Raw genomic sequence first — 18,976 nt, forward strand, 5'->3', positions numbered from 1 at the left:
GCCGTGATCAGGTGTGCGGTGTCGCCGACGGACCGGCGGCGGCCGTCCGCTCGGCGAGACCAGGGAAGGCTACGCTTGCGCCCCGCCACCGGACCGCCCGCACCGCCGCTTCCCGCAGCGCCTCCGCCGCCGTGGCCCGCCGGGCACCCTCGGACGCCCGGACGAGATCCGAGTACACACCGGCCACCCGCTCCTCCAGCTCCGCGGCGAGGCGTGCGGCGGAGTCGGCATCGGACACCTGGAAGGGCAGGGAGTAGCCGGCCGCCGCCGCAGCGGGCTCGCCGCCCAGGTCCCGTACGGCCCGGGTGAGCTGGTCCCGGCGGGCCCGGTGCGCGTCGTACGCCTCCCGGGCCTCGCTCCGCCGGGCCTCGCCGATCTTCCCGCCGACGACGCCGTACCCGTACACGGCCGCGTGCTCGGCCCCGAGCGCCGCCTGTGCCGCCTTCAGTTCCCCGCCGCTCACTTCGCGCCCTCCGTCAGCATGTACGCGTGCCCGGCTCCCGCGGCGGCCACCGAGGCCATCAGCCGCGCGACCTCACCCGGCACGTCCAGCAACGCCTTGGCCCGCCGGTCGGCGAGCCCCCGCTCGGCGGCGGCCAGCTCGGAGAGGGCCGCCCTGGGGTCGCCGGGCACGGGGGAGGGCGAGGCGGAGGGGGAGGACGGGGAGGGCGAACCCGACGGGGACGACGGGGAAGCGCTCCCCGTTCCCTTGCCCGCCCCCTTCGCGCCCCCGAACGCCCTGGCGTGCCGTACGACCTCCGCCCGCAGCGGGGTCAGCAGCGCGGCCAGATCCGGATGGGCGGCCAGCACGAGGTCGTACCGCTCCACCAACCCCTCGCTGTCCCGTGCCACTCGCGCGCGTGTTCGCTCCACCTCCGACGCACCGCCCACGCCCCCGGACCCCTCACCCCCGGACGAGCACCCCACGAGCAGCCCCGCACCGGCGGCCCCGACGAGCAAACTCCTTCTGCGCGGCCCCGACGGGGCACGCGACGGCAGGCTGAACGACACAGCAGACGTCCTAGGGGAGTCGTACGAACAAAGAAGCGGTGCGATCACCGTACCCGTGAAACGCGCCGTGGCCCGCTAGGACCTGCCCCGGGGGCGCGGGGAACTCGTGGACGGCAACACCCCGGTGGAGCGGCTACCCTTTGACCTGACACGCGCCCTACCCACAACAGCACACGCGGCCGAGGAGTCACCCGGATGAGCACCACCCAGAGCGAGAGGCTGCGAGAACTGCTGGAACCGCTCGTACGCTCCCAGGGCCTCGATCTCGAAGAGATCGCAGTGGACTCGGTCGGACGCAAGCGGGTGCTGCGCGTGGTCGTCGACTCGGACGAGGGCGCGGATCTGGACGCGGTCGCCGACGTCAGCCGCGCGCTCTCGGCCACGCTGGACGAGACGGACGCGATGGGCCAGGCGGAGTACACCCTCGAAGTCGGTACGCCGGGCGCCGAGCGCGCCCTCACCGAGCACCGTCACTACCGCCGCGCCGTCGACCGCCTGGTGAAGTTCCAGCTCCGCGAGGACGGGGAACTGATCGCCAGAATCCTGACCGTGGACGACGAGGGCCTCGACCTCGAAGTGCCCGGCGTGAAGGGCCGCAAGGCCACCTCCCGCCGGCTCGCCTTCGACGCGATCGACAAGGCCCGCGTCCAGGTCGAGTTCAACCGCAAGGACAAGAAGGACATGACGGAAGAGGAGGAGGCGTAGCCGTGGACATCGACATGAGCGCCCTGCGGGGCTTGGTGCGGGAGAAGGAGATCTCCTTCGACCTGCTCGTCGAGGCGATCGAGGCGGCCCTCCTCATCGCCTACCACCGCACCGAGGGAAGCCGCCGGCACGCGCGCGTGGAGCTCAACCGGGAGACCGGCCATGTGACCGTGTGGGCGAAGGAGGACCCCGAGGACCTGGAGGAGGGGCAGGAGGCACGCGCGTTCGACGACACCCCGTCGGACTTCGGGCGCATCGCCGCCACCACCGCCAAACAGGTGATCCTGCAGCGTCTGCGGGACGCCGAGGACGACGCGACGCTCGGCGAGTACGCCGGGCGTGAGGGCGACATCGTCACCGGAGTGGTCCAGCAGGGCCGCGACCCGAAGAACGTGCTCGTCGACATCGGCAAGCTGGAGGCCATCCTGCCCGTGCAGGAGCAGGTCCCCGGCGAGACCTACCAGCACGGCATGCGGCTCCGGTCGTATGTCGTCCGGGTGGCGAAGGGTGTCCGCGGCCCGTCCGTGACGCTCTCGCGCACCCACCCCAATCTGGTGAAGAAGCTCTTCGCGCTCGAAGTGCCGGAGATCGCCGACGGCTCCGTCGAGATCGCCGCCATCGCGCGCGAGGCCGGCCACCGCACCAAGATCGCCGTCCGCTCCACCCGCAGCGGTCTGAACGCCAAGGGCGCCTGCATCGGCCCCATGGGCGGCCGGGTCCGCAATGTCATGGGCGAGCTGAACGGCGAGAAGATCGACATCGTCGACTGGTCGGACGACCCGGCCGAGATGGTGGCGAACGCGCTCTCCCCGGCCCGGGTCTCCAAGGTCGAGGTGGTGGACCTCGCGGCCCGCTCCGCGCGCGTGACGGTGCCCGACTACCAGCTGTCGCTGGCGATCGGCAAGGAGGGGCAGAACGCCCGCCTCGCCGCCCGCCTCACCGGCTGGCGGATCGACATCCGACCGGACACCGAACAGCCGTCGGAGCAGGCGTCCCAGTAGGTGTCGCAGCAGGCGTCACGGCGGGCAGGGAATAGATCCAGGCCGCGGGTCGCTTAGATCACGTCAGTTATATGCGCGGCAACTGTTCGATTCTTGCCCCAAAGGGGTGAGGTCGCTGCGGGGAGGTAGACTTAGCGGTGTCTGGCCGGACGCGTGCCCGCGCATGCCCTGAACGCACCTGTGTGGGGTGCAGGCAGCGAGCGGCCAAGACCGAACTGCTGCGCGTCGTGGCGGTCGAGGACGAATGCGTCCCCGATCCTCGCGGTACGCTGCCCGGCCGGGGTGCGTACATACACCCCGTTCAGGTCTGTCTCGACCTGGGTGTACGCCGCCGGGCGTTCACGCGGGCGCTGCGCGCCCCGGGAGCGCTCGACACAAAGGCGTTGCGCCGATACGTGGAGCAGACAACAGTTGCCGAACAGGCAACACCGTAAGACGTGTCGTACGGAGCCTCCGTGCGGCCCTGGTACCCCGCGAGTTGGAAGTAGGTCGAGATTGCGATGAGCACTCGATGAGCACGCGATGAGTACGCCCATGAAGTAGCGACGGTCCGGACGCACCCGGACCTAAAAAGGAGCGAAGTGGCTAAGGTCCGGGTATACGAACTCGCCAAGGAGTTCGGGGTTGAGAGCAAGGTCGTCATGGCCAAGCTCCAAGAGCTCGGTGAATTCGTCCGTTCGGCGTCCTCGACGATCGAGGCGCCCGTTGTCCGTAAACTGACAGACGCCCTCCAGCAGGGCAGCGGTGGCGGCAAGCCCGCCCCCCGCAAGGCCTCCCCGGCACGTCCGGCGGCCCCCTCTCCCGCGCAGGCCGCACGTCCGGCCGCCCCGCGCCCGGGTCCGGCAGCACCGAAGCCGCCCGCCGCGGAGAAGCCCGCGTCCTCGGCTCCCGCCCCGGGCCCGCGCCCGCTGCCGGGTCCCAAGCCGCCGACGCCGAAGCCCGCTCCGGCCTCCCCGGCCCCGAGCGTGCCCGAGTTCCAGGCGCCCCCGTCGGCTCCGGCCGCCCCCTCGTCGTCGTCTCCGCGTCCGGGCGCCCGTCCCGGCCCGGGTGCGCCGCGTCCGGGTGGCCAGCAGCGTCCCGGTGGTCCCGGTCAGGACCGTCAGGATCGCGGCCAGGAGCGTGGCGGCCAGGCCGCGCGCCCCGGTGGCCAGCGTCCCGGCGGTGCCGGCGCGCCCAAGCCGGGCGGTGCCCGTCCGGCCGGTCCGCGTCCCGGTAACAACCCCTTCACCTCCGGTGGCTCCACCGGCATGGGTCGCCCGCAGGGCCCCCGTCCCGGCGGCGCCCCGCGTCCCGGCGGCCAGGGTGGTCCCGGTGGCGCCCAGGGCGGTCCGCGTCCCGCGGCTCCCGGCCAGGCGCCCCGTCCGCAGGGTGCCGGCGGCGGTCCCCGTCCGCAGGCTCCGGGCGGCGCCCGTCCGACCCCGGGCGGCATGCCCCGTCCGCAGGGCGGCGGCCCCCGTCCCGGCGGTGGCCCCGGTGGCCCCCGTCCGAACCCCGGCATGATGCCGCAGCGTCCGGCTGCCGGCCCGCGTCCCGGCGGCGGTGGCCCCGGTGGCCGCGGTCCCGGTGGCGGCGGTCGCCCCGGTGGCGGTGGCGGCGGTCGTCCCGGTGGCGGCGGCGGCTTCGCCGGTCGTCCCGGTGGCGGTGGCGGTGGCGGCTTCGCCGGTCGTCCCGGCGCTCCCGGTGGCGGTGGCGGTTTCGCCGGTCGTCCCGGTGGTCCGGGTGCCGGCGGCGGTGGCCGTCCCGGCTTCGGCGGTCGTCCCGGTGGCCCGGGTGCCCGTGGTGGCACGCAGGGCGCCTTCGGCCGTCCCGGCGGTCCCGCGCGTCGCGGTCGCAAGTCGAAGCGGCAGAGGCGCCAGGAGTACGAGGCCATGCAGGCCCCGTCGGTCGGCGGCGTGATGCTGCCTCGCGGCAACGGACAGTCCGTCCGCCTGTCGCGCGGTGCGTCCCTCACCGACTTCGCGGAGAAGATCAACGCCAACCCGGCGTCGCTCGTCGCCGTGATGATGAACCTCGGCGAGATGGTCACTGCCACGCAGTCCGTCTCCGACGAGACCCTCCAGCTGCTCGCCGGCGAGATGAACTACGTCGTCGAGATCGTCAGCCCGGAGGAGGAGGACCGCGAGCTGCTCGAGTCCTTCGACATCGAGTTCGGCGAGGACGAGGGTGGCGAGGAGTTCCTCGTCGCGCGTCCGCCGGTCGTGACCGTCATGGGTCACGTCGACCACGGTAAGACCCGCCTGCTCGACACCATCCGCAAGACGAACGTCGTCGCGGGCGAGGCCGGTGGCATCACCCAGCACATCGGTGCCTACCAGGTCACGACCTCGGTCAACGACGAAGAGCGCAAGATCACCTTCATCGACACCCCGGGTCACGAGGCGTTCACCGCCATGCGTGCCCGTGGTGCGAAGTCGACCGACATCGCGATCCTGGTCGTCGCGGCCAACGACGGCGTCATGCCGCAGACGGTCGAGGCGCTCAACCACGCCAAGGCGGCCGACGTCCCGATCGTCGTCGCGGTCAACAAGATCGACGTCGAGGGTGCCGACCCGACCAAGGTGCGCGGTCAGCTGACCGAGTACGGCCTGGTGGCCGAGGAGTACGGCGGCGACACCATGTTCGTCGACATCTCCGCCAAGCAGGGCCTCAACATCGAGAGCCTGCTGGAGGCCGTGGTCCTCACCGCGGACGCCTCGCTCGACCTGCGGGCCAACCCGGAGCAGGACGCGCAGGGCATCGCGATCGAGTCCCACCTCGACCGCGGCCGCGGTGCCGTCTCGACGGTCCTGGTCCAGCGCGGAACGCTGCGCATCGGCGACACGATGGTCGTCGGCGACGCGTACGGCCGCGTCCGGGCGATGCTCGACGACAACGGCAACAACGTCGAGGAAGCGGGTCCCTCGACCCCCGTCCTGGTCCTGGGTCTCACCAACGTCCCGGGCGCCGGCGACAACTTCCTCGTCGTCGACGAGGACCGTACGGCCCGTCAGATCGCCGAGAAGCGGGCGGCGCGCGAGCGCAACGCCAACTTCGCCCGGCGTGGCGTCCGGTTCTCCCTGGAGAACCTGGACGAGGCGCTCAAGGCCGGTCTGGTGCAGGAACTCAACCTCATCATCAAGGGCGACGCGTCCGGTTCGGTGGAGGCCCTCGAGTCCTCGCTGCTCCAGCTCGACGTCGGCGAAGAGGTCGACATCCGCGTCCTGCACCGCGGCGTCGGTGCGGTCACGGAGTCCGACATCGACCTGGCGATGGGCTCCGACGCCATCGTGATCGGCTTCAACGTCCGCGCGGCCGGCCGTGCCGCGCAGATGGCCGAGCGCGAGGGCGTGGACGTCCGGTACTACTCGGTGATCTACCAGGCCATCGAGGAGATCGAGGCGGCCCTCAAGGGCATGCTCAAGCCGGAGTACGAGGAGGTCGAGCTCGGCACGGCGGAGATCCGCGAGGTCTTCAAGTCGTCCAAGCTGGGCAACATCGCCGGTGTCCTGGTCCGCTCGGGCGAGGTCAAGCGCAACACCAAGGCGCGCCTCGTCCGCGACGGCAAGGTCATCGCGGAGAGCCTCACCATCTCCGGTCTGCGTCGCTTCAAGGACGACGTCACCGAGATCCGCGAAGGCTTCGAGGGTGGTATCAACCTCGGAAACTTCAACGACATCAAGGTCGACGACGTCATCGCGACGTACGAGATGCGCGAGAAGCCGCGGTCGTAAGACGGTGGTCCATGCCGGCCGGGGGTGCCATTCGGTACCCCCGGCCGGTGTGGCCGTTCCGGGGGCCTCGCCCCCGGACCCCCTTCACGCGGTTCCCCGCGCCCCTAAAAGCGATCGAGCCCCTGCCGGGTTCGATGTACGGTTCTGATGTTGCCGCCCGGCCTACGGGTGGGCCATCGATCCCGTACCGGCGGGTGAACCGGATACACACATGTACGTGGGGACTCTGTCCTTCGACCTCCTGCTCGGCGACGTACGGTCGCTGAAGGAGAAGCGCTCCGTCGTCCGCCCGATCGTGGCCGAGCTGCACCGCAGGTTCGCGGTGAGCGTGGCGGAGGTCGACCATATGGATCTGCACCGCCGGGCCGTGATCGGACTGGCGGTGGTGTCCGGTGACACGGGGCATCTGACCGATGTACTGGACCGGTGCGAGCGGCTGGTCGCCGGGCGCCCCGAGGTGGAACTGCTGTCGGTCAGACGCCGTCTCCACGGCGACGACGACTGACCCGGTAGTGATCAGCAAACGCAGAAAGAGCTAGGAGACGGACCAGTGGCCGACAACGCGCGTGCCAAGAGGCTGGCGGACCTCATCCGAGAGGTGGTGGCCCAGAAGCTGCTGCGCGGGATCAAGGACCCGCGGCTCGGCTCCCACGTCACCATCACGGACACCCGGGTCACCGGGGACCTGCGGGAGGCGACCGTCTTCTACACGGTGTACGGGGACGACGAGGAGCGGGCGGCCGCCGCCGCGGGACTGGAGAGCGCCAAGGGCATCCTCCGTTCCGAGGTCGGCCGTGCCGCGCAGGTGAAGTTCACACCGACCCTCACCTTCGTGGCGGACGCCCTCCCGGACACCGCCAAGACCATCGACGACCTCCTCGACAAGGCACGGGCCTCCGACGCCCAGGTCCGCGAGAGCGCGTCGGGCGCCAAGTACGCCGGCGGGGCCGACCCGTACCGCAGGCCGGGCGACGACGCCGATGACGCCGACGAGGACGCCGCCGCCGAATGACCCAGCAGCGCCAGAAGAACACCACGCCCGACGGCCTTGTCATCGTCGACAAGCCGTCGGGCTTCACTTCGCACGATGTCGTCGCCAAGATGCGCGGCATCGCCCGGACCCGACGGGTCGGGCACGCGGGGACGCTCGACCCCATGGCCACCGGAGTGCTCGTCCTGGGGGTGGAGAAGGCGACCAAGCTGCTCGGCCATCTCGCGCTCACCGAGAAGGAGTACCTGGGCACGGTCCGGCTCGGGCAGACGACGGTCACCGACGACGCCGAGGGCGAGATCACGGCGTCGGTCGACGCGTCGAAGGTCACCCGGGACGCCGTCGACGCCGGTGTGGCCGAGCTGACCGGCCGGATCATGCAGGTCCCGTCCAAGGTCAGCGCCATCAAGATCGACGGCGTGCGCTCCTACAAACGGGCCCGGGACGGCGAGGACTTCGAGATCCCCGCCCGCCCCGTCACGGTCTCCTCCTTCGCCGTGTACGACGTCCGCGAGGCCGTCGCCGAGGACGGCACCCCCGTCCTCGACCTGGTGGTCTCCGTGGTGTGCTCGTCCGGGACGTACATCCGCGCCCTCGCCCGCGACCTGGGTGCGGGCCTCGGCGTCGGCGGCCACCTCACGGCGCTGCGCCGCACGCGCGTCGGGCCGTACAAGCTGGACTCCGCCCGCACCCTCGACCAGCTCCAGGAGGAGCTGACGGTGATGCCGGTCGCCGACGCCGCCACGGCCGCGTTCCCCCGCTGGGACGTGGACGACAAGCGCGCCCGGCTGCTGCTGAACGGGGTCCGTCTGGAGATGCCCGAGGAGTACGCGGACCGCGGCGCCGTCGCCGTCTTCGACCCCACCGGCCGTTTCCTGGCCCTGGTGGAGAGCCAGAAGGGCAAGGCGAAGAGCCTCGCGGTCTTCGGCTGAGGAGCCGTATCCGGCTGAAGAGCCGGCGGTCCTCGGCCGGGGCGTGAGGCGTCCGGCCGTCCGGCCGTCCGGCCGTCCGGTGGAGCGTGGAGCGGCGGTCACGGGGTTGCTGTTCCCGCCGCTCCACGGTCCCCCCTCGGTTCCCCCACCCAGAGGTGTATCCATCTCCCCGGGGCTATTCACCCCTTCGTGCAGGCGCTCGGAGTGAACCGAGGGAGCGGAAGGGGGCGCGTTCGCCGCGCGATCTGTTCCGCTGATCTTCACGTGCCTACCGTCGGAACACAGGTACGACGGGGAGGTCAGGACATGGCGGTACGGGGCCGTCGGGCAACCGACGACGGCCGTCGGGCGGCGCGGGACGAAGTCCTGGTGCGGGTCGGCGATCTGGCGGGACGACCGCGCGGCACGGGCTTCGTCGCCGACCACCACGGCACGGTCGTCACCAGCCACGAGGCGGTGGACGGGCTGGCCCGGATCGTGGTGCGCGCCACCGGCGACCGTGTCTGCGTGGTGACCTCCGACGCGGTGACCCCGCTGCCCGCCCTCGATCTCGCGCTCATCCGCACCGAGGGGCTGTGCGTGGACCCGCTGCCCTTCGCGCTGCGGGACGAGGTCGGGACGGGCGCGTACGTCCGCATCGCGGCCGGCAGCTGGCGCGAGGCACGGGTGCTGGGCACGGCGGACGTCACCTACACCGCGACCGACGGCTTCCATCTGCTGCGCGGCGCAATGGAGTTGGCCATCGGCACGGCCGGGAGCGAGGCGTTGAGGCTGGGCGGCGGCGCGGCCGGCGGCCCCGTGCTCGACGTGACCACCGGGGCCGTCGTGGGGGTGCTCGGCACCGCCCTGGAGGCACAGCACCGGGCCACCGGTTTCGCCGTACCCCTGCGTGGCTGGCGGTCCGAGCGGCCCCTGGCCGAACTGCTCGCGCGCAACGCGGCGACCGTGGGGGCGTACGGGACCGATCTGAACCTCGCGGGGGTACTGGAGCTCACGGCCACCACCGTCGGGTCGGACGGGCCCGGGGCGGCGGCCGGAGCCGTCGCCGCGACCGGGGGGCCCGCCCCGGTCGAACGGACCGATGTCGTAAGCGAGTTCACCGCTTTCACCGAGGGCCCGGCGACGGTCCTCGGACTCGTCGGCCCGCCCGGCAGCGGCCGTACGACGGAACTGGCCGCCCTTGCCGCCCGGCGCGGCCGCGACCCCGAACCGGCGCCGACCCTCTGGCTCCGCGGCGCCGACCTCCTCGCCGACGACGACTCCGTCGCGGACGCGGCCCGCCGCGCGCTGGAAAGGGCCGGGCGGATCGTGGCGGCGTCGTGGGCGGCGGGTGTTCCGGGGACGGGGGGCGCGCCGGCGGGGTCGATGGGGTCGATGGGGGAGCGGGGCGGCCGGGGTGGGGCTGTGGGCGAGTCCGGTGCGGCGGGGGCTTCGGACGCGCTCGCCGGGTCGGGCGGATGGGCCGCCTCGGATTTCTCGGCCGCCTCCGCCGCGACGGCCGGCTGGGGTGCGTCGGGTGGTGCCGACGATCTCGGAGAGGGGCGGGCCGGTGCGGTGGGGCGGCCGTGGCTGCCTGGTCGGTACGAGGGCGAGTTGGGGGACATCCGGCCGGAGCGGCTGGCGCGGCTCGCGGGTGCGGCGGGGCGGCCCCTGCTGCTGCTTCTCGACGGCCCCGAGGAGATGCCGCCGACGCTCGCGCACCGGCTGGCCGAGTGGACCGCCGGTACGGCCGCGTGGCTGCGGGAGAACGGGGCGCGGCTCGTGGTGGCCTGCCGTGCCGAGTACTGGGAGCGGGCCGGGGCGCAGTTCCCGGCGGAGCTGCTGTACGGGGAGGCCTCCGGCGCAGAGGGGCAGCCGCTGCCCGCCTGCGTACGGCTCGGTGACCTGACGCGGAGCGAGGCCCGCCGCGCCCGGCTCCGGTACGGGCTCCCCGAGGACGCGCTGGCCGCCGCCGACGCCCGCCACCCGCTCACCCTGCGTCTGCTGTCCGAGATCCGTGCGGCACTGCCGGAGCCCGCGGGCGGGCGGCCAGGCGACCGGCACCACGAGGACGACGGCTTCACCGGCCGGTGCAACGGGGGCGGGGGGCCCTCCGGCGCGGCGGCCTCCGCCTCGGGTGCCGATGGGTTCCCGTACGGCCGGGCGGCGTCATCCGCCGGTACGCCGTCGCCTTCCTTCGACCCGACGGCGTCAGCTTCCGCCTCCACCGCACCGCCCTCCCCGCCCCCCACCCCCTCGGGGCGGCCGGACCGGGACGACGTGTTGGCGGGCTATCTGGATCTGATGTGTCTGCGGGTCGCCGTGCGGCTGGCCGCGGGGAACGGGGTGCGGGGAGCGGCCGTACGGCGGCTGGCGGCACAGGTGTCCGGGCAGGTGCACGAGGCGGCCCGGCGGTGTCTGGGACCGGGACAGGGGGAGCTGGACCGGGCGGCGTTCGAGGCGGTGTTCCCCTGGGGGCCCGTGTCGGGGCGGCGGCTCGGCGGCACCACCGGCTGGGCCTCGGCCGTGCTCACCGAGGGCCTGCTCGTCCCGGCCGGCGACGGCTACCGCTTCGCCCACGAGGAGCTCGCCGACTGGATCCAGGGCGCACACCTGGACCTCGACGCGGCCCTCCACGCCCTGGTCCACCGGGGCTGGGTCGCCCAGGCCGAGACACGGCGCGGCTGGGGCACCATGCCCTCGGAGGCCCGGGTGCGGCGACAGGCCCGCCGGGCCACCCGCAACCTCCCCGTGCCCCGCCACCGCATCGGCCCCGTCGTCCACGCCCTGCTGCTCCTCGGCCGACAGCAGGGCCCCACCGAACTGGCCGGACGGCTGGAGGAGTTGCTCGACGCCCTGGACGCCCTGCTGCCGCCCGGCGCCCCGGCCCCCGACGATCCGACCTGGTGGGCCACCCGCCTCCTGGGGGAGGTCCTGCTCCGGGTGCCCGACGCGACGCCGTACTCCAGGGTGCTGCGCTTCCTCACCGAGCGGATCGGCGCCTGGCGGGCCCAGGGCCGGGGCGTGCCCGGGGAGTTCGGGCCGGACTTCTGGGCGTCCCTGCGGCTGCCCGAGGCGGAACGGTTCGACCTGCTACGACGCCTCGTCGTGGCCGACCCGCCCACCGGCGGGGGACCCCGCTATCTGGACGTGGTCTCCCGGCTCCTCGCCGCCGACCCCGTCGCCGTGCAGCCGCTGCTGACCCGTTGGTTCCTCGACGACACCCCGCTGGTCGCGACACCGGACGCCACCGTGGCGACGGCCGCGCAGGCGCTGCTGCACACCCGTCGCCGGTGCGCCCTGGACGACCTGACCGAGGCGCTGGTCGACAGCGCGCACCGGCGCGGGGACGAACTGCTCGCCGTACTCTCCGAGGAGGAGCCCTCGGCGGTGTGCCGGGCCGTCGACCGGTGGGTGCGGGACGAGCGCCCGGCGCGCCGGGTCGCGGGGCTCGCGTACGCCCTGCGGACCGCTCCTCAGGTCGGCACGGAGGCCGACCGCGAGCTGCTCCGCTACGCGGCGTTCGCCCTGTTGGCCCGCCCCGCCGACGTCACGCTGCACAGCGGCGCCCTCGCCCTGCTCGTACGGGACCCGCGGACCAGGTCGCGGTATCTGCCGCAGGCGCTGGAACGCTTCGCAGCCGGTGATCCGCAACTGCCCGCGAGCGCCCTGGTCACCGCTCTCGCCACCGACCCGGACCCGGTCCTGGACGCCTTCCGCGCCCGGCTGCGGACCCCGGGCGCCGAGGGCTCCGACGGGGAGGCCCTGCGGACGCTCGCCGAGGTCACCACCCCCGGCCTCGCGCGCCGCGTCACCGCGCTCGTACGGGAGGCCGTCGAGCTGCGCCCCGAGCTGGCGGGGCACGTCGCCGCGTACGTCGACCGCCGACTGGAACACGGGCCGGGTACCTGCGCCGTACTGTTCCCGCTGGTCAGTGGCCTCATCGTCGACGGACCCGTGCAGGTCCGCGCGACCCTCGCGGCGGTCTTCGCCGAGCGCGGCACACCGGCCTCCGGCCCCCTCCGGCGTGAGCTGCTCGACCTGCTGATGGCGACCGAACGGGACCCGTCCGTCCTCGACGCGCTCCTGCGCGCGGTCGCCACACGCGGAGCGGCGGCCGGCGGCGCGGCGACCGCCGACCGGGGGACCAGGGGCGACAGGCACGAAGGGGTGGATATGGCCGATCCGGGCGACGACCCGGTCACCCGGTCGCTGGTCCATCGGGTCGGGACGCTTCTCGTCCGTACACCCGAAGGGGCGACCCGTTTCGACTGGGCGCTCGTCGACCTGGCCCGTCATGTGCCCGGATTCGCGGTGCTGGTGGCAGGCTGGCTCAACGGTACGCCCCAGGAGTGGGCCACGGTGGTCGGCCCGAGCACACGCCGGATGATCGAGAACCTGGCAGGGGTCCCGGGAGTGCGGGTGCCCGCGTGAAGCGAGTCCGCAGCCGTGCCGCAGCCGTGCCGCGCATCACAGGGCGGATGCCGATGCGGGCCAGGGGCACCGGGCATGGCACCCTTAGACCTGCGCAAGGGTCAGGCGTCAATACGGACACGGGTTCGATGAGGAGCGGTCACAGTGCAGCGCTGGCGTGGCTTGGAGGACATCCCCGAGGACTGGGGGCGCAGCGTCGTCACCATCGGTTCCTACGACGGGGTGCACCGCGGGCACCAGCTGATCCTCCGGCACGCCGTGGAACGCGCGCGTGAGCTGGGGGTTCCCTCCGTCGCCGTCACCTTCGACCCGCACCCCAGCGAGGTCGTGCGCCCCGGCACCCATCCGCCGCTGCTCGCCCCGCACCACCGCCGCGCCGAGCTGATGGCAGAGCTGGGCGTGGACGCGGTCCTCGTCCTGCCCTTCACCAGCGAGTTCTCCCGGCTCTCCCCGGCCGACTTCGTCGTCAAGGTCCTGGTCGACAAACTGCGCGCCAAGGCCGTCGTCGAGGGCCCCAACTTCCGCTTCGGCCACAAGGCCGCCGGGGACGTGGCGTTCCTGGCCGAGCAGGGCAAGACGTACGACTTCGACGTCGAGGTCGTCGATCTGTTCGTCACCGGCGAGGCGGGCGGCGGACAGCCGTTCTCCTCGACCCTGACCCGACGGCTGGTCGGCGAGGGCGATGTCGAGGGCGCGCGCGAGATCCTCGGCCGCCCCCACCGTGTCGAGGGCGTCGTGGTACGCGGCGCCCAGCGCGGTCGCGAACTGGGCTTCCCGACGGCCAACGTCGAGACCCTCCCGCACACCGCGATCCCCGCCGACGGCGTCTACGCCGGCTGGCTGCACGTCGACGGCGAGGCCATGCCCGCCGCGATCTCCGTCGGCACCAACCCGCAGTTCGACGGCACCGAGCGCACGGTCGAGGCATACGCCATCGACCGCGTCGGCCTCGACCTCTACGGCCTCCACGTCGCCGTCGACTTCCTCGCCTTCGTGCGCGGCCAGGCGAAGTTCGACTCGCTGGAGGCGCTGCTGGTGGCGATGGGCGAGGACGTGAAGAGGTGCCGGGAGCTGATCGGGGCGTACGCGGGGGAGTAGACCCCGAGGGCCGATGACGCGCCTGGCGCACCGGTATGGCTGATGGGCTGAGGGCCCGTACCGTTCGTGGATCGTGAACGGTACGGGCCCTCAGCCGTGTTCCTGTCGTGCGGTTACTGCTGCTGTGGCGGGGCCGGCGGGTAGGGCTGCTGCTGGCCCTGTTGCGGCGGGTACGGCTGGCCCGGGGCGGGCTGGCCGGGCTGGCCGTAGGGCCCGGGGGTCGGCTGACCCGGGTAGGGCTGGGGCTGGCCGGGGTACGGCTGCCGGCCCTGCTGCGGCGGATACGGCTGGCCCTGTGGCTGGTGTTGCTGTGGCTGGTGCTGCTGCGGGTACGGCTGCTGACCGGGTGTCTGCTGGCCCGGCATCGGCGGGGCGACCACCGGAGGCGGGTTGCCGTCCGAGGTCCACAGACCGTGCGACTGCTGATGGCGGGCGATGTCCTCGGCGACCATCGCGGCGAGCGTGAAGTACGACTCCCGCACCTTCGGCCGCATCATGTCGAGGTCCAACTCCGCGCCGGCGGAGAGGTGTTCGTCGAAGGGCACGACGACGACCCCGCGGCAGCGCGTCTCGAAGTGGGAGACGATGTCCTCCACCTTGATCATCTTGCCGGTCTCACGCACCCCCGAGATGACCGTGATGGAACGGGCCACCAGGTCCTGGTACCCGTGCGCGGAGAGCCAGTCCAATGTCGTACTGGCGCTGCTCGCGCCGTCCACCGACGGCGTCGAGATGATGATCAGCTGGTCGGCGAGGTCGAGAACCCCGCGCATGGCGCTGTAGAGCAGTCCGGTGCCCGAGTCGGTGAGGATGATCGGGTACTGCTTGCCGAGGATGTCGATCGCGCGCCGGTAGTCCTCGTCGTTGAACGTCGTGGAGACGGCCGGGTCGACGTCGTTGGCGATGATCTCCAGCCCGGAGGCCGCCTGTGAGGTGAACCGCCGGATGTCCATGTACGAGTTGAGGTACGGGATCGCCTGGACCAGGTCGCGGATGGTCGCCCCGGTCTCCCGCCGCACACGACGGCCGAGCGTTCCGGCGTCCGGGTTGGCGTCGATCGCGAGGATCTTGTCCTGACGCTCGGTGGCGAGCGTCGAGCCGAGCGCCGTGGTGGTCGTGGTCTTGCCCACGCCGCCCTTGAGGCTGATGACCGCGATGCGGTAGCAGGACAGCACCGGCGTCCTGATCAGCTCCAACTTCCGCTGCCGCTCGGCCTCTTCCTTCTTCCCGCCGAGCTTGAACCGCCCACCGCCGGACGCCGGACGGCTGCTCTTCGTCTTCTGCTTCTTGCTGTTGAGCAGCCGGTCGGAGGACAGCTCGACCGCCGCGGTGTAACCGAGCGGCGCCACACCGGGGTTGGTGGGCTGCCGCTGATCGTGCCGCACGGCCTGCGGCCAGGCCGCGCCTGTGCGGGGGTCGACGGGGGCGGAGGGGGCGGAGGTGTGGGGGTGAGGGTGACCGCCGGGGTGTTCACCGGGGTGCGCTGGCTGGCCGGGGAAGGGGGGGTGCGGCTGACCGGGGTGCTCCGGCTGGGTGGGCTGGGTGGGTTGGGTGGGGGGTTGGGGGAAGCCGTAGCCACTCTGGGGGGTGGGGGCTCCGGGGGCAGCGGGGGAGGGCGGGAAGCCGTAGCCGGCTTGGGGCACGGGGGCGTGGGGGGTGTTGGGGTGGGGCGTGGGGGCGGCAGGCTGTTCCGGCTGTCCGGGGTGTGCCGGTTGGGCCGGGGGTTGGGGGAAGCCGTAGCCGCCCTGCTGGGGGATGGGGGCTTGCGGGGGTACGGGCGCGCCTGGGGGCGGGAAGCCGTAACCGGGGGTGGGTTGGGCGGGGGGTGCTGCGGGTGTGGGGGCCGCAGGTTGTCCCGGCTGTTCCGGCTGTCCGGGGTGTCCTGGCTGTCCGGGGTGTGCCGGTTGGGCCGGGGGCTGGGGGAAGCCGTAGCCGCCCTGCTGGGGGACGGGTGTCTGTGGGGGTACGGGTGCGCCCGGGGGCGGGAAGCCGTAGCCCGCGGGGGCGGGGGCGGGGGCGGGGGCGTAGGGAGTCTGCGGGGGCGGCGGCTGCTGGCCGGGCGCGGCCGGCGCCCCCGGCGTGGCGTCGATCGGGTTGCCCCAGGCCGCGGGCGCGCCCTGCGGCGCCTGCGGATGGAACGGCTGCTGATGGGGCACGGCTGCGGGCTCCCCCTGCGCCGCGGCCGGCTCCTGGCCCGGCATTCCGGGGTACTCCGGCGCGGACGGCGGCCACTGCGCTCCCGGCGCGGGCGCGGGCGCCTCCGCCAACTGGAACGCGGGCGGCAACGGCGGAAGTCCACCCTGCGGCGCGGGCGGCGTCCAGGAAGGAGGCGCCTGCGGCACACCACCGGGCGCACCCGGAGCTGGTGCGGCGGGTGCCGCGTCCTGGGGTGCGGTGCTGCCGGGAGTGGTGTCATGCGGGGCGGGATGTGGAGGAGCGGTCTCCTCTACGTCGGCCTTTTGCACGGCGGGTTCCTGGGAGCCGGAGCCCTGGGAGTCCGGGCCCGGGGCAGACAAGTCCTGCGGAGCCGAGCCCTGGGCGTCGCCGGCCTGTGCGGTTGAGCCCGCCGGTGCGGCGGCCTGCGGTGCGGAGCCCTCCGGCGCGGCATCCGCAGACTCGGCTCCCTCGCCGACGCTCTCTGGCTTCGCGTCGTCCCCGGAACTCTCGCCTACGGCGGCACCGACCCCGCCGGGCAGCTCTCCCTCCGCGACACCGGCCTCGTCGGCCGCGCCCTCGACGGCCGTACCCTCGGCAGACTGCACAACACCGACTCCGACGCCGACGTCACCGGCAGCCGGATCCGCCCCGGCATGGTCACTGTCGCTGCCCTCGCCCTCGGCCGCGCCCTCGGAGCCGGACTCCGCAGCTTCGACGGCCGCGCTCTCGGTCACCTGTGGTGCGTTCAACTCAAAATCATGGGCATCCGCTTGATCACCGGAAGCGGCTCCCACGGCCACACCCGCGTCAGGCGCCGCCCCCGAAGGCGAGCCAGCGCCCACAGCCGTACCAGCGGCCGTAGCGGCGTCCTCGATCTCATGCTTCAGCGCGACAGCGGAAATCCGCATGGTGGAGCCGCTCTCGATGTCCCCGTTGTCGACGCCCGCCGACGACACGGCGGCAACAGGCGGCCAGGGAGGCGCAACCGCGCCCGGAGCCACGGCGGGCGCGCCAGGCGTGCCGGGGGGCGGAGCGACCGGCGGCGCAGGAGGAGCGGGAGGCACAGGAGGCACCGGCGGACCGGCCACCGGAGGCACCGGCGGACCGGCAACCGGAGGCACGGCATCCGCACCCGTACCCGAAGCCGCGTCGACACCCGCACCCGCACCCGCACTCGAACCCGGTTCCGAACCGGCCCCTGGCGATGACGCGTTCTGCGTGTACCAGGCAGGCGGCGCGTAATCGATGGTGAACTCGCCCGTCGCCTCGACGGCGGACTCGGCGTCGGGCTGGTCATCGTCGGGTGTGGCCCAGCCCCCGCGCATCCCGTCCCGATCGCTGCTCACAATTCCTCCTGGTGTGGTCGAGCACCCTCATGCCGTGCTGGGGCGACCGTTCCTGTCGTCTGATTCGCCGGGCTGGTCCCCCCTCGGGCCCCGGGCAGATGCCGCACAGCCCGTACCACCCGCTTGCGGGCAACTCGCGACGTGCTGTACCCCAGCCTAATCATCAAAACCTCGGGCCCGGCAGGCCCGTCTGTCCTGACCGGCTTCACCGAAGCACTCAAGTGCCCAGAGAATTGAATAATTTGGACATATGGTCTCGACTCGATCTTCACGCGTCGGGCTCGTCCGGAACAGCCGGCTCAGTCCATGCGGCGCGCCGCACCCAGGAGACCGGTCTCCGCGTCCGTGGCCTGAGTCATCACGTACTGCCGGTCCCGCTCCGTGCACCACAGCGTGATGCCGTCCTGCAGTCCGGGCAGGGACCGGGTCTCGGGGTGCGGCAGCCCTATCCCCCGACCGATCTCCGTGGCCTCGTCCGGAGACACCCGCTGGACGCCCACGAGGCGAGCCTGACGCAGCAACCGTGGTGCGACGGGACTCAAATAAGGAAGAAGTGTGAGTACGGCCTGCCACGGAGCCGACGCCACGCGTCCACGCGGCGGCCGCAGGGCTCGTAGCCGCCGACGGGAGAAGAGCGAAGCGATGCAGGAGGTCAGGACGAGGTGAAGGCGACCGCCGGTACGAGCCGGGGGCCGCCGAACGCGGGGGACGAGTGGAACACGGGGATCCGGAGGCACTTGACCACCCGGGGCGCGCGGCCGACCCCGCTGGGCGGTGCAACGCGTCAACCTAGACGCGCTGTGGGCCCGATCCACCGGGACGAACGTTCAGGTGCGGTGATCGACACCGGAGTGGATGCCAAGAACCGCCAGGTCACCCAGGCCGTGGACGCCTCCAGCGGTGCGAACTACCTCCCCACGAAGAACTCCAGGGGCGAGAAGACCGACCGCGGCAACAGCCAGGGCACCACCGAAACGGTGGGCCACGGCACGCGGGTGGCCGGATCATCGCGGCCCGCCCCAGTGAAGGGGACCGGCTTCGTTGGCCTGGCCCCGGACATCAGGATCATCCCGATCAAGCAGAACAACACCGAGGAAGACGGTGCGGCCTCACCCTGGCCTCGTCGATCCGCTACGCCGTCGACGAAGGTGCCGATGTCATCAACATCTCGCAGGACACGGCCAACGCCCTGAAACCCGACGCGACTGGAGGAGGCCGTCCACGTCAAGGTCACCTATCCGGCGCCGTACGTCGCCGGGGTGGCGGCCCTCCTGAAGTCCAAGTACCCACACTGGACGGCCCAGCAGGCGGTCGCCCAGATCGAGCAGACGGCAGAACGCTCCATCCCCGGCCGCGACCGCCCGGCTGGGGAGTGGTCGACTCCGTCAAGGCCCTGACGGACGTGGACACACCAGCCTGGCGCCCCATGTGGCCGTCGTCGGCCTCGTCCTGGTGGCGGGGCTGAGCGGCACGGCGGTGGCCGTCCGGGACGCACCACGCAAGCGGCGACGACCGGAGGGCAATACAGGGACCCGCTGACCCAATTGACCGTACTGGGCCTGATTCTGTCCGCGCTGCTCTTGGTCATGGCCTGCGTCAAGGCGGACTGGGT

At 72.9% G+C, this 18,976-nt stretch carries 12 protein-coding genes and 2 pseudogenes; 10 read left to right on the forward strand and 4 right to left on the reverse strand.

Annotated features, from left to right (window positions below):
* Positions 1–7 precede the first annotated feature (7 nt).
* Both J8M51_RS21325 and J8M51_RS21330 read right to left on the reverse strand, forming a co-directional pair.
* Positions 8–463, reverse strand: coding sequence for a ferritin-like domain-containing protein (locus J8M51_RS21325; RefSeq protein ID WP_216590047.1), 456 nt, complete (start codon positions 461–463; stop codon positions 8–10).
* Positions 460–960: a hypothetical protein gene (locus tag J8M51_RS21330; RefSeq protein ID WP_267299387.1), complete on the reverse strand. Its 501-nt coding sequence runs from the start codon at positions 958–960 to the stop codon at positions 460–462. The genes J8M51_RS21325 and J8M51_RS21330 overlap by 4 nt, the downstream gene beginning before the upstream one ends.
* 246 nt (positions 961–1,206) lie before the next feature.
* On the opposite strand from J8M51_RS21330, the gene rimP reads away from it, so the two are divergent.
* The 9 genes from rimP to J8M51_RS21375 all read left to right on the forward strand — a co-directional run bounded on the left by rimP (position 1,207) and on the right by J8M51_RS21375 (position 13,861).
* Positions 1,207–1,716, forward strand: a complete 510-nt coding sequence (gene rimP, locus J8M51_RS21335) for a ribosome maturation factor RimP (RefSeq protein WP_086764082.1) — start codon at positions 1,207–1,209, stop codon at positions 1,714–1,716.
* A 2-nt stretch (positions 1,717–1,718) separates the two neighbouring features.
* Positions 1,719–2,717 carry a transcription termination factor NusA gene (nusA, locus tag J8M51_RS21340; RefSeq protein ID WP_086764084.1) on the forward strand — a complete coding sequence of 333 codons (999 nt, stop codon included), beginning with the start codon at positions 1,719–1,721 and terminating at the stop codon, positions 2,715–2,717.
* 137 nt (positions 2,718–2,854) lie between these two features.
* Entirely contained in the window at positions 2,855–3,151 is a 297-nt protein-coding gene (locus J8M51_RS21345) for a YlxR family protein (protein ID WP_179203523.1), read from the forward strand.
* A gap of 147 nt (positions 3,152–3,298) precedes the next feature.
* Positions 3,299–6,427 (forward strand): translation initiation factor IF-2, encoded by a 3,129-nt coding sequence (gene infB / locus J8M51_RS21350; RefSeq protein WP_216591430.1) that lies wholly within the window; start codon positions 3,299–3,301, stop codon positions 6,425–6,427.
* 211 nt (positions 6,428–6,638) lie between these two features.
* Positions 6,639–6,932, forward strand: a complete 294-nt coding sequence (locus J8M51_RS21355) for a DUF503 domain-containing protein (RefSeq protein ID WP_086762067.1) — start codon at positions 6,639–6,641, stop codon at positions 6,930–6,932.
* A 45-nt stretch (positions 6,933–6,977) separates the two neighbouring features.
* Complete coding sequence (rbfA, locus tag J8M51_RS21360) at positions 6,978–7,439, forward strand: 30S ribosome-binding factor RbfA (RefSeq protein ID WP_086762065.1); 462 nt, start codon at positions 6,978–6,980, stop codon at positions 7,437–7,439.
* Positions 7,436–8,350, forward strand: a complete 915-nt coding sequence (truB, locus tag J8M51_RS21365) for a tRNA pseudouridine(55) synthase TruB (protein ID WP_216591429.1) — start codon at positions 7,436–7,438, stop codon at positions 8,348–8,350. Before rbfA ends, truB begins: the two co-directional genes overlap by 4 nt.
* Positions 8,351–8,656: 306 nt before the next feature.
* Positions 8,657–12,763, forward strand: a complete 4,107-nt coding sequence (locus J8M51_RS21370) for a serine protease (RefSeq protein WP_267299388.1) — start codon at positions 8,657–8,659, stop codon at positions 12,761–12,763.
* 144 nt (positions 12,764–12,907) lie between these two features.
* Positions 12,908–13,861, forward strand: a complete 954-nt coding sequence (locus J8M51_RS21375) for a bifunctional riboflavin kinase/FAD synthetase (protein ID WP_086759019.1) — start codon at positions 12,908–12,910, stop codon at positions 13,859–13,861.
* A gap of 113 nt (positions 13,862–13,974) precedes the next feature.
* Here J8M51_RS21375 and J8M51_RS21380 read toward each other — a convergent pair whose 3' ends face one another.
* The gene (locus J8M51_RS21380; protein WP_267299389.1) at positions 13,975–17,364 is read right to left on the reverse strand and encodes an SCO5717 family growth-regulating ATPase; all 3,390 of its coding nucleotides are present in this window, start codon (positions 17,362–17,364) and stop codon (positions 13,975–13,977) included.
* Between the two features lie 299 nt (positions 17,365–17,663).
* Positions 17,664–17,972, reverse strand: a pseudogene (locus J8M51_RS21385) (hypothetical protein); the annotation flags it as partial.
* 148 nt (positions 17,973–18,120) lie between these two features.
* On the opposite strand from J8M51_RS21385, the pseudogene J8M51_RS21390 reads away from it, so the two are divergent.
* Positions 18,121–18,903, forward strand: a pseudogene (locus J8M51_RS21390) (S8 family serine peptidase); the annotation flags it as partial.
* Positions 18,904–18,976 lie beyond the last annotated feature (73 nt).

It is taken from the genome of Streptomyces griseiscabiei, from assembly GCF_020010925.1.
GTDB classification, from domain to species: domain Bacteria; phylum Actinomycetota; class Actinomycetes; order Streptomycetales; family Streptomycetaceae; genus Streptomyces; species Streptomyces griseiscabiei.